Origin of the sequence: Rahnella sp. ChDrAdgB13 (assembly GCF_017655185.1) — a bacterium.
Lineage (GTDB): Bacteria > Pseudomonadota > Gammaproteobacteria > Enterobacterales > Enterobacteriaceae > Rahnella > Rahnella contaminans.
Window position 1 is genome coordinate 77,007 of sequence record NZ_JAEMGT010000066.1, and the last position, 11,826, is coordinate 88,832.

At 53.5% G+C, this 11,826-nt stretch carries 10 protein-coding genes; 7 read left to right on the forward strand and 3 right to left on the reverse strand.

The features are described from left to right. Window positions 1-25: 25 nt before the first annotated feature. On the reverse strand, window positions 26-514 hold the full coding sequence (rfaH, locus tag J8X26_RS17345) for a transcription/translation regulatory transformer protein RfaH (protein WP_208951493.1): 489 nt from the start codon (window positions 512-514) through the stop codon (window positions 26-28). Window positions 515-687: 173 nt separating this feature from the next. Between rfaH and pepE the strand changes: the two genes are divergently transcribed. The 3 genes from pepE (at window position 688) to fre (ending at window position 3,818) form a co-directional block, all read left to right on the forward strand. Beyond that, window positions 688-1,413 carry a dipeptidase PepE gene (gene pepE, locus J8X26_RS17350; protein WP_152324830.1) on the forward strand — a complete coding sequence of 242 codons (726 nt, stop codon included), beginning with the start codon at window positions 688-690 and terminating at the stop codon, window positions 1,411-1,413. Window positions 1,414-1,577: 164 nt separating this feature from the next. After that, window positions 1,578-3,068 (forward strand): 4-hydroxy-3-polyprenylbenzoate decarboxylase, encoded by a 1,491-nt coding sequence (ubiD, locus tag J8X26_RS17355; protein WP_152324831.1) that lies wholly within the window; start codon window positions 1,578-1,580, stop codon window positions 3,066-3,068. 48 nt (window positions 3,069-3,116) lie between these two features. Continuing rightward, window positions 3,117-3,818 (forward strand): NAD(P)H-flavin reductase, encoded by a 702-nt coding sequence (gene fre / locus J8X26_RS17360; protein ID WP_165061809.1) that lies wholly within the window; start codon window positions 3,117-3,119, stop codon window positions 3,816-3,818. 125 nt (window positions 3,819-3,943) lie between these two features. Here the strand turns inward: fre and fadA are convergent, their stop codons facing one another. Both fadA and fadB read right to left on the reverse strand, forming a co-directional pair. Continuing rightward, window positions 3,944-5,107 (reverse strand): acetyl-CoA C-acyltransferase FadA, encoded by a 1,164-nt coding sequence (fadA, locus tag J8X26_RS17365; protein WP_208951494.1) that lies wholly within the window; start codon window positions 5,105-5,107, stop codon window positions 3,944-3,946. Window positions 5,108-5,118: 11 nt separating this feature from the next. Beyond that, complete coding sequence (fadB, locus tag J8X26_RS17370) at window positions 5,119-7,311, reverse strand: fatty acid oxidation complex subunit alpha FadB (protein ID WP_208951495.1); 2,193 nt, start codon at window positions 7,309-7,311, stop codon at window positions 5,119-5,121. Window positions 7,312-7,500: 189 nt separating this feature from the next. Between fadB and pepQ the strand changes: the two genes are divergently transcribed. From pepQ to hemG, 4 genes are read left to right on the forward strand one after another with little or no spacing between them, the layout of a single operon-like run. Further along, on the forward strand, window positions 7,501-8,832 hold the full coding sequence (pepQ, locus tag J8X26_RS17375) for a Xaa-Pro dipeptidase (protein ID WP_152324835.1): 1,332 nt from the start codon (window positions 7,501-7,503) through the stop codon (window positions 8,830-8,832). Then, a complete protein-coding gene (locus J8X26_RS17380; protein ID WP_208951496.1) occupies window positions 8,832-9,443 on the forward strand; it encodes an IMPACT family protein in 612 nt (203 codons plus the stop codon). The genes pepQ and J8X26_RS17380 overlap by 1 nt, the downstream gene beginning before the upstream one ends. A gap of 37 nt (window positions 9,444-9,480) precedes the next feature. Continuing rightward, window positions 9,481-10,932 (forward strand): Trk system potassium transporter TrkH, encoded by a 1,452-nt coding sequence (trkH, locus tag J8X26_RS17385; RefSeq protein ID WP_101079360.1) that lies wholly within the window; start codon window positions 9,481-9,483, stop codon window positions 10,930-10,932. A 21-nt stretch (window positions 10,933-10,953) separates the two neighbouring features. Beyond that, complete coding sequence (hemG, locus tag J8X26_RS17390; RefSeq protein WP_208951497.1) at window positions 10,954-11,493, forward strand: menaquinone-dependent protoporphyrinogen IX dehydrogenase; 540 nt, start codon at window positions 10,954-10,956, stop codon at window positions 11,491-11,493. Window positions 11,494-11,826 lie beyond the last annotated feature (333 nt).

The window sequence follows — 11,826 nt, forward strand, 5'->3', positions numbered from 1 at the left end:
TTATCCGGACGGCAAAGAACGCAAATCAGATTTTCTGAAAATGCGTATTTCCGATGCTCTGGCGGACCGGCTGGTTTATCAGGTTCAGCATCAGCAGTGAACGCGCTTCGCCATCGGGTTCGGTATATATGGCTTCGATACCGGTGAAAATCCCGTCAGTAATCACGACATGGTCGCCTTCATACGGCGTCTCGGGGTCGCGGTATTCAACCGAAGGCGGTTCCATCAGCTGTTTGATAACGTCCGGCTGAACCGTCGCCAGTTTTGCACCGAATCGGATGAAGTGACTGACGCCACGCGTCGCGTTGATCGTCGTGGTATGGATCCGCTCAGGGTCGAACTCGATGAACATATAATTCGGAAACATAGGTTCGCTGACGGCCGTACGGCGTCCGCGCACCATTTTTTCCAATGTGATCATCGGTGTCAGGCAGTTAACTTCCTGGCGCTCCAGATGTTCTTTCGCGCGAAGCAGCTGACCACGTTTGCAATAGAGTAAGTACCAGGATTCCATAGTTTCCCACATTAAAACGTTGAGCGGGGCAGCATACCAAAAGCCGCTCATGAGATACAGACAGTGCAAGTCAGTGCAGACGCTTGCTGATTGTCGGCCCGTTATCTTTTATTATCGAAGAAAAGCGCGGTCTTATCCCCTCTATTCGTCCTAAATTAATCAGGAGAAGTCTCATGGAGTTGTTCTTGCTGAGTAACGGTAAACTCTCAGGTGAATCCGAGTTACTGGGTTATGCAAAAGAGCGTATTCAGGCAATGTTGCAGGCGAAAAACATCCGTTCTGCTGTTTTGATTCCTTACGCCCTGATCCGCAGTGATTATGACGCCCGTGCGAAAGAGCTTTCGGAAGCGCTGGGTATCAAAGTAGACAGCATTCATCACGACGCCAGCCCTGCCCAGGCCATTGCCAGCGCAGAATGTATTTTGATCAGCGGCGGCAATACCTGGATGCTCAACCAGTTGCTGCATGAAAATGGCCTGATTGTGCCGATCCAGCGTGCAGTGCGTGAACGTAATGTGCCTTACATCGGCTGGAGCGCGGGGTGTAACGTAGCCACGCCAAGCATTCGCACCACCAATGATATGCCGGTTCGCAACTCTGTGGTTCTGCCTTCTCTGGGTCTCTTCCCGGTACAGATTAACCCGCACTATATCGACGCGCATTTAAGCGGTCATATGGGGGAAACGCGCGATGAGCGTATTGCCGAATTCTGTGCGGTTAATCCGTCGGAGTCCGTACTGGCATTGCGTGAAGGCAGCCTGTTGCAGATTTCCGGCAATACTCTGAGCTATTTCAGCGCGAAAGGGCAGGGTTTCAAAGTATTCCGCCACGGGCAGGAAACGCAGGAATATCAGGATACTCAGGCCATACAGCCGCTGGTGCCTTTTAACTGTCAGTAACGCTGTTGCTCAGTCACATCCGCATCGCCAGACCTGCAGCGTTTAAGTCTGGCGGTTATACTGCTTTTTCGTTATCAGTGTTTACCTGCTGATAACAAAAAGACAGCAACAACACCGGAGAGGCTCTATAATGCCCTCCTTCAACCCGGCGACTCAGAATCAGCATGAAATACCGTGATTTACGTGACTTCCTCTCGTTACTTGAAAAGAGAGGCCAACTGAAACGCATCAGCCAGTCTGTTGACCCTTATCTGGAAATGACCGAAATTGCCGATCGCACTTTGCGGGCAGGTGGTCCGGCGTTGCTGTTTGAAAATCCGAAAGGTTATGACATGCCCGTGCTGTGCAATTTGTTCGGCACGCCGCAGCGTGTGGCGATGGGTATGGGGAAAGAAGACGTCAGCGCGCTGCGTGAAGTGGGTGAATTGCTGGCGTTTCTGAAAGAGCCTGAGCCTCCGCGGGGTTTCCGCGATTTATACGATAAGGCACCCAAGTTTAAACAGGTGCTGAATATGCCGACCAAAGTGCTGCATTCCGCACCTTGTCAGCAGCAGATTTGGGAAGGCGACGCGGTTGATATCACGAAGATCCCGGTGATGCAGTGTTGGCCGGAAGATGCGGCGCCACTCATCACCTGGGGCCTGACCGTAACCCGTGGCCCGAACAAACCGCGCCAGAATCTCGGCATTTATCGCCAGCAGGTTCTGGGCAAAAACAAAGTGATTATGCGCTGGTTATCGCATCGCGGTGGCGCGCTGGATTATCAGGAATGGTGCCAGCAGAATCCGGGAAAACGCTTCCCGGTGAGTGTCGCGCTCGGCGCGGATCCGGCCACCATTCTTGGTGCGGTGACGCCGGTGCCGGACACTCTGTCTGAATATGCTTTCGCAGGTTTGCTGCGCGGCAATAAAACCGAAGTTGTGAAGTGCATTTCCAACGATCTGGAAGTCCCGGCCAGCGCCGAAATCGTGCTGGAAGGGTATATCGAACCGGGTGAAATGGCGCCCGAAGGCCCTTATGGCGACCATACCGGCTACTATAATGAAGTAGACAGTTTCCCTGTTTTCACGATTACGCACATGACGCAGCGTAAAGACGCTATTTATCACTCCACCTACACAGGCCGTCCGCCGGATGAACCTGCGGTGCTGGGCGTCGCACTCAATGAAGTGTTTGTGCCGATTTTGAAGAAACAATTCCCGGAAATTGTTGATTTTTATCTCCCACCGGAGGGTTGCTCCTACCGTCTGGCGGTCGTTACCATGAAGAAGCAGTACGCCGGTCATGCGAAACGCGTCATGATGGGAGTCTGGTCCTTCCTGCGTCAGTTCATGTACACCAAGTTTGTGATTGTGTGTGATGACGACGTGAATGCCCGCGACTGGAATGACGTGATTTGGGCGATAACTACCCGGATGGATCCTGCGCGCGATACCGTACTGGTGGAAAATACGCCCATCGATTATCTCGATTTTGCCTCTCCGGTTTCGGGACTTGGCTCAAAAATGGGGATGGATGCGACAAACAAATGGCCGGGTGAAACGCAGCGTGAATGGGGGCGTCCGATTGTGAAAGATCCGGAAGTCACCGCGCGTATCGACGCCATCTGGGAAGAACTCGCTATTCTTAATGATAAAGACGATGCGAAAAAATAATCGAATCTTTGTCCTACGCTTTGCTTTGATGACCCACAGAGGGAACGCATGACAATATTGAGCTGTAAAGTGACCTCGGTTGAGGCGATAACGGATACGGTTTACCGTGTCCGGCTGGTTCCGGAAGCGCCTTTTACTTTCCGCGCGGGCCAGTATCTGATGGTGGTGATGGACGAGCGTGATAAGCGTCCGTTCTCTCTGGCCTCGACGCCTGCTGAAAACAACGTCATTGAGCTGCACATCGGCGCGTCTGAGCTGAATTTGTACGCGATGGCAGTGATGGATCGCATTCTGAAAGAACAGGCGATTACTGTGGATATTCCCCACGGCGACGCCTGGTTGCGCGAAGATGGCGAGCGTCCGCTGGTGCTGATTGCCGGGGGGACCGGATTCTCCTACGTCCGTTCGATTCTTATTACCGCACTTGAGCAGCAACCGCACCGTGATATCTCCATTTACTGGGGCGGGCGTGAGCTGAAGCATCTGTATGATCTCGGCGAGCTGGAAGCGATGAGCATTAACCATCCTAACCTGAAAGTAATCCCGGTGGTTGAACAGCCGGAAGAGGGCTGGCAGGGTAGAAGCGGAACGGTGCTGAGTGCGGTGATGGAAGATTTCTCATCACTGTCTGAGCACGATATTTATATCGCCGGTCGTTTTGAAATGGCAAAAATTGCCCGTGAACGTTTTGTTGCGGAGCGCGGTGCGCAGGAAGACCGTCTGTTTGGCGATGCCTTCTCTTTCATCTGATTGAGATTTAGAGATAGAGATGAAAAAGCCCGCCCCTGACAGGCGGGAAAACGGCAACTAAAACGGGAAGAACAAGATTTAAAAAGCGGGCATTTAGCCCGCTTTTTCTTTTTTACAGACTTACGTCAGATGCGTTCGAAGACGGTGGCGATACCCTGACCTAAACCGATACACATGGTGGCGACGCCAAACTGCACATCGCGACGTTCCATCAGGTTCAGCAAAGTCGTGGAAATACGCGAACCGGAGCAACCGAGCGGATGTCCGAGCGCAATAGCACCGCCGTTCAGGTTGACGCGTTCTTCCATCGTTTCGAGCAACCCCAAGTCTTTTACGCACGGCAACGCCTGCGCGGCAAAGGCTTCGTTGAGTTCGAACAGGCCGATGTCCTGCACGCTCAGACCGGCGCGTTTCAACGCCAGACGCGTTGCAGGGACCGGACCGTAACCCATAATCGACGGGTCGCAGCCGACCACCGCCATTGCACGGATGCGGGCGCGGGCTTTCAGTCCTAAAGATTTGGCATGGGATTCGCTCATCAGCAGCATCGCTGATGCACCATCGGACAGGGCAGAAGAAGTCCCCGCCGTGACGGTGCCGTTCACCGGATCGAATGCCGGACGAAGGGCTGCCAGCGTGGCGACCGTGGTTTCCGGGCGGATGACCTCGTCGAAATCATAACGGGTCAGCACCCCTTCGGCGTTATGGCCTTCGGTCGGAACAATTTCATTGGCGAAATGACCGGCGACCGTGGCGGCATGTGCACGCTGATGAGAACGTGCGGCAAATTCATCCTGCATTTCACGGCTGATCTGATGCATCTTCGCCAGCATTTCTGCGGTCAGCCCCATCATCCCCGCCGCTTTCGCCACGGTTTTGCTCAGGCCCGGATGGAAATCCACGCCGTGACTCATCGGGACGTGGCCCATATGTTCCACGCCGCCAATCAGACTGACTTGTGCGTCGCCGACCATAATAGCGCGGGCCGCGTCGTGAAGAGCCTGCATGGAAGAACCGCACAGACGGTTGACCGTGGTCGCAGGAACGCTGTGTGGAATTTCTGCCAGCAGGGCGGCGTTACGGGCAATATTGAAGCCCTGTTCCAGCGTCTGCTGTACGCAGCCCCAGTAAATATCATCAATCGATTTGGCATCGACCGACGGGTTGCGTACCAGCAGGGCGCGCATCAGATGTGCCGATAAGTCTTCAGCCCTGACCTGGCGGAATGCGCCGCCTTTCGAACGACCCATCGGCGTGCGGACTGCATCAACAATGACTACGTTTTCCATGATTTCGGTCCTTATGCCTGATTGCCGGTGCTGAGATTTTCCAGCGGAGCTGCAACCGGATAGTAACTTTCATTGGTTTGCGCTTTGGCGCGTAACCCTTCTGGTGCCTGATACATCGGCCCCAGATGTGCGTACTGTTCGGTCATTTTCAGATATTCGGCGGTGCCGAGGGTATCGAGATAACGGAACGGGCCACCGTGGAACGGAGGGAATCCGAGGCCGTAAACCAGTGCCATATCGGCTTCTGCCGGGCTGGCGATAATGCCTTCTTCCAGGCATCGAACGACTTCGTTAATCATCGGTATCATCATGCGGGCAATGATGTCCTGCGGTGAGAAATCGGAATGTGCAGGTTTCAGGTTTTCAGCTAACAGGCTGATCGCCTGATCGTCGACGTCTTTACGCGGCTTGCCTTTGCTGTCCTGGCTGTAACGGTAAAAGCCCAGTTGGTTTTTCTGACCAAAGCGGCGGTTGTCAAATAAGACGTCCACGGCGTCACGGTAATTGCGTGCCATACGCTGCGGGAAACCGGCGGCCATAACGGCCTGCGCGTGGTGCGCGGTATCGATGCCCACGACATCCAGCAAATAGGCCGGGCCCATCGGCCAGCCGAACTGTTTTTCCATCACTTTGTCGATCTGGCGGAAATCCGCACCGTCGCGCAGCAGCAGGCTGAAGCCCGATAAATACGGGAACAGCACGCGGTTAACAAAGAACCCCGGGCAGTCGTTGACCACGATCGGTGTTTTGCCCATCGCCAGCGCGTAAGAGACGATGCGCGAAATTGTTTTGTCCGAGGTTTTCTCGCCACGTACGATTTCAACCAGCGGCATACGGTGAACCGGATTGAAGAAGTGCATACCGCAGAAGTTTTCCGGACGTTTCAGCGAGGACGCCAGCTGATCGATAGGAATGGTTGAGGTATTCGAGGCCAGAACGGTGTCGGCGCTCAGCAGAGATTCCGCTTCAGCCAGTACCGCCGCTTTCACTTTTGGATTCTCTACCACAGCTTCGACCACCACATTGGCGCGTTCGATGCCGCTGTAATCCAGCGTCGGATGAATGGTCGACAGCACTTTTGCCATCTTCATGCCGTCCAGCTTGCCGCGTTCCAGTTGTTTATTCAGCAGTTTAGCCGCTTCATTCATGCCGAGCGTCAGGGACTGTTCGCTGATGTCTTTCATCACGACAGGCACGCCTTTCAGCGCAGACTGATAAGCGATACCGCCGCCCATAATCCCCGCGCCGAGAACGGCAGCCTGCGCCGGTTTTTCGCTGTCCTGCGCCAGTTTTTTGGCTTTGCCTTTTACGAACTGATCGTTAAGGAAAATGCTGACCAGTGCGCGTGCTTCTTTAGATTGCGCGAGTGGAACAAAACTGGCGGTTTCCAGCTTAAGCGCTTCTTCACGGCCAAGGCGCGCAGCAGCTTCGATCGTTTTCACCGCGGTCATCGGTGCCGGGTAATGCTTCCCGGCATTTTGCATGACCATGCTTTTCGCCACGCTGAAGCTCATCGCCGCTTCAATCTTGCTGAGTTTCAGAGGCTGAATTTTCGGTTCGCGGCGGCTGTGCCATTCCAGTTTCCCCGCGATGGCTTGTTGCAGCACGCTGATACCGGCATCGCGCAGTTTTTCTGCATCAACGACCGCATCCACCAGCCCGATTTTCAGGGCATCTTTGCCGCTGATATTTTTGCCTGCGGCGATAATTTCCAGCGCGCTGTCTGTACCAATCAGGCGCGGAAGGCGCACCGAGCCGCCAAAGCCCGGCATAATGCCTAAGCTGGTTTCCGGCAAACCGATGCGCGCGTCGGCCGTAATGATACGGAAATCGGTGGCCAGTACGCATTCGCAGCCTCCGCCCAGCGCATACCCGTTGATGGCAGAAAGCGTCGGGACCGGTAAATCTTCCAGGCGGTTGAAAATGCTGTTGGCGAAATTCAGCCACTCGTGCAGTTTTTCCGCCGGTGCGTTAAACAGAGATAAAAACTCGGTGATATCCGCACCCACAATGAAAGCGGATTTCGCTGAACTGAGCAGCAAGCCTTTCAGCTCGGACTGTTTTTCCAGTACCGCAATGGCTTCGCCGAGGCTGGCGACCGTTTGGGTATCGAGCTTGTTCACCGAGCCCGGAGCGTCAAACACCAGCTCAGCAATACCGCCATCAAGCCAGTGCAGATGTAATGTTTCGCCTTGGTAGAGCATGTGTCTCTCCTGAATCATCTGGGATGATCTGGTATGACCAGATGCTTTCGAGTGTGGTTTTTATGTTAATAATTTGCAAATGAGATGTGTTTTATTTGCAGGCAAGATCACAAACCTTCCAGGACTATGGTCACGGTGAGGCTGTGGTAAGATGCTGCATCGTCTTTCCGGTGAAAAAAGGACAGTTGGATGGAATCGCTTACTACGCTTTATAAAGAACATATCGCCACGCTGCAGGCGCGTGCCCGTGAAATTTTGCAACGTTCTCAGCTTGATGCGTTACTCATTCACTCCGGTGAACTGATAACGACCTTCCTTGATGATCACAGTTATCCCTTCAAAGTTAACCCGCAATTCAAAGCCTGGGTGCCGGTCACTAAAGTGCCGAACTGCTGGCTGTGGGTGGATGGCGTTAATGCGCCGAAGCTGTGGTTCTATTCGCCGGTGGATTACTGGCACAGCCATGAGCCATTGCCTGAGAGTTTCTGGACCAAAGAAATTTCGCTGACGCCGCTGGCAAATGCGGACGATATTAAAGGCCAGTTGCCGGTGGATCTGAAGCGCGTGGGCTATATCGGCTCCAGCCAGGATCGCGCCATCAGCATGGGCGTTCCGGCGTCGAACGTGAACCCGAAAACGGTGCTGGATTACCTGCATTATCATCGCGCCTACAAAACTGATTACGAGCTGGCCTGTATGCGTGAAGCGCAGAAAGTCGCCGTAAGCGGTCACCGTGCTGCGAAAGAAGCGTTTCTGTCGGGGATGAGTGAGTTTGATATCAATCTCGCGTATCTCACCGCGACCGGTCACCGCGACACTGATGTGCCTTACGACAACATCGTGGCGCTCAATGAACACGCTTCCGTGCTGCATTACACCACGCTTGATAACCAGCCTCCGGCCGAAATGCGCAGTTTTCTGCTTGATGCGGGCGCAGAATATAACGGTTATGCCGCTGACCTGACGCGTACCTATGCTGGAAAACCTGACAGCGATTTTGGCGCATTGGTTAAAGATCTGAACACCGAACAACTGGCGTTAATTGATTCGATTAAATCCGGTGTGCGCTATACCGACTATCATGTTCAGATGCACCATCGCATCGCCAAACTGCTGAAAGCGCACAAGCTGGTGGTCGATATCAGCGAAGACGCGATGGTTGAACAGAACCTGACCGGGCCTTTCCTGCCGCATGGTCTGGGGCATCCGCTGGGGTTGCAGGTTCATGACGTTGCCGGTTTTATGCAAGATGATCAGGGCACGCATCTGGCCGCGCCTTCGCAATATCCCTATCTGCGTTGTACGCGTGTGATTGAACCACGAATGGTTCTGACCATCGAACCGGGCCTCTATTTCATTGATTCGCTGCTTATGCCGTGGCGCGAAGGGCAATTCAGTAAGCACTTTGCCTGGGATCGTATTAATGCAATGAAGCCATTTGGCGGGATCCGTATCGAAGACAATATTGTCATTCATGACAATCGTATCGAGAACATGACCCGTGATCTGAAGCTGGCCTGATGCAGCCGTATTCCGTCCCCGCTGAACCGGTCAGTTACAGCGAAGAAATAAAGAAGAGCCGTTTCATCACCTTGCTGGCAAGAACGGAAGGCGTTGAGGCGGCGAAAGCTTTTGTTCAGGACGTCAGAAATCAACATCCGGCAGCGCGTCATCACTGCTGGGCATTTGTGGCTGGCGCGCCGGATGATTCTCAGCAACTGGGCTTTTCCGATGATGGTGAACCTGCAGGCACAGCGGGCAAACCTATCCTCAGCCAGCTGATGGGAAGCGGGGTGGGAGAAATAACCGCCGTCGTTGTGCGTTATTACGGCGGCATTATGCTGGGCACCGGCGGGCTGGGGAAAGCCTACGGTGGCGGCGTCCAGCAGGCATTAAAGCTGCTGGTGGTGCAGCAAAAAGTCCCTCTGGCGGAATTCGCGGTGCAGTGTGATTACAGCCAGTTACAGCTGGTGGAAACGCTGCTCTCGCAGGTTGGCGGGCATATTTTACGCAGTGAATACGGGGCTTCGGTCGATCTCGTTCTGGCTTTGCCTGCCGCACAGGCGCAGGCCGCAATCAGTCAGCTTTTCGATATCAGCCGTGGCGCGCTCATCTTGCGTCCGGTTTCTTAAATTTTTCTATGGTTAATTCGCTGAGGAACGCACCAGCATGCATTTTCGTGCCATAACACGCATCGTCGGGGTGCTCGTCATCCTTTTCTCCGGAACGATGATTATTCCCGGCCTGGTCGCTTTAATTTACCGCGATGGCGCGGGTCGTGCGTTCAGCCAGACCTTCTTTGTTGCTCTGGCCATTGGGTTATTCCTCTGGCTGCCCAACCGTAAGCAAAAAAGCGAGCTGAAGCCGCGCGAAGGATTCCTGATTGTCGTGCTCTTCTGGACGGTGCTGGGCAGCGTCGGGGCATTGCCGTTTCTGTTCTCCGAGCGACCCAATCTTTCCCTGACGGATGCGTTCTTCGAATCCTTTTCAGGTCTGACAACGACGGGCGCGACCACGCTGGTCGGACTGGATTCCCTGCCGAAAGCGATCCTTTTCTACCGGCAGATGCTGCAATGGTTTGGCGGCATGGGGATCATTGTGCTGGCGGTGGCGATTCTGCCGATACTGGGCGTCGGGGGGATGCAGTTGTATCGTGCCGAAATGCCGGGGCCGTTGAAAGATAACAAAATGCGCCCGCGAATTGCTGAGACGGCCAAAACGCTGTGGCTTATCTATGTGCTGCTGACGATTGCCTGTGCGCTGTCACTCTGGGGCGCGGGGATGTCGGTTTTCGATGCCATCGGACATAGCTTTTCAACCATTGCTATCGGTGGTTTCTCGACGCACGACGCCAGTATCGGTTATTTCCACAGTGGCACCATTAATACGATTGTCGCCGTTTTCCTGCTTATCTCCGGTTGTAACTATGGCCTCCACTTTGCTGTGCTGAGCGGACGCAACCTGAAAGTCTACTGGCGTGACCCGGAATTCCGGATGTTCATCGGCGTGCAATTTACGCTGGTAGTGATCTGTACGTTTATTTTGTGGATCCATAATACCTACGGCTCAGGACTGGAAACGCTGAATCAGGCATTCTTCCAGGTGGTGTCGATGGCAACGACGGCAGGGTATACCACCGACAGCATTTCCAAGTGGCCGCTGTTCCTGCCTCTTCTATTATTGTGTTCTGCGTTTATTGGTGGCTGTGCGGGTTCGACCGGCGGCGGCCTGAAGGTTATCCGTATCCTGCTGCTCTATTTACAAGGCACGCGGGAACTGAAAAGACTGGTTCACCCGAATGCGGTTTACACCATCAAGCTGGGTAACCGCGCATTACCGGAACGTATTATTGAAGCAGTATGGGGTTTCTTCTCGGCTTACGCGCTGGTATTTATTGTCAGCATGCTGGCAATAGTGGCGACGGGCGTGGATAACTTCTCCGCTTTTGCCGCAGTCACGGCCACGCTCAATAACCTGGGGCCGGGGCTGGGCGTCGTGGCAGATAACTTCGCATCAATGAATTCCGTGGCGAAATGGATCCTGATTGTCACGATGCTCTTTGGCCGCCTTGAGGTCTTCACATTATTAGTGCTGTTTACGCCGACATTCTGGCGCGAATGAGTTTTTTGAAAGGGAATAAGAATGAAAGCGTTGATCCTCTACTCAAGCCGTGACGGCCAGACTCATGCCATCGCTTCCTTTATAGCAAATGAGCTGAAAGAGAAGTGCAACTGTGATGTTGTCGATCTGGCTCACGCGGGCCACGTTGATTTAAAGCATTACGACCAGGTCATGATCGGCGCGTCCATTCGCTACGGTCATTTTAATGCTGTGCTGGATAAGTTCGTTAAGACGCATTCGAAAACGCTGAATCAAATGCCTTCTGCATTTTTCGGCGTGAACCTGACAGCCCGTAAGCCGGAGAAGAGAACGCCGCAGACGAATGCCTATGTGCGCAAGTTCCTGCTGACGTCACCGTGGGAACCGGCAATCTGCGGTGTCTTCGCCGGAGCATTACGTTATCCGCGTTATCGCTGGTTTGATAAGGTGATGATCAAACTGATTATGCGAATGACAGGCGGCGAAACGGATACGAGTAAAGAAGTTGAATACACTGACTGGCAACAGGTGGCTAAATTCGCTGAAGATTTTGGGCAGTTATCGTTTAAAAAATCGCACTAATGCGGGCTTAATAGACGTTTAGGACAAAAAGAAAGCATTCGGAAAGTTTTTTGAAATTAAGGGTTGCGGCCTTCTGAGAACTCTCTATAATGCGCCTCCACTGACCGGGAACAACGACTCCTCTAACGAGAACCAAGTCGCCCAGTCAGGAAGAATCAACCCGGTGAAAGCGCCGCATCTTGTAAAAGAAAATGGTTGACTCTTCAGGGAGAAGGAGTATTATCTGCCTCCCACGTTGCTGAGTTAATTCTCGCAACGTACGCTCTTTAACAATTTATCAGACAATCTGTGTGGGCACTCACAAGACGATATCAGCCACCTCGGTGGCAAAAA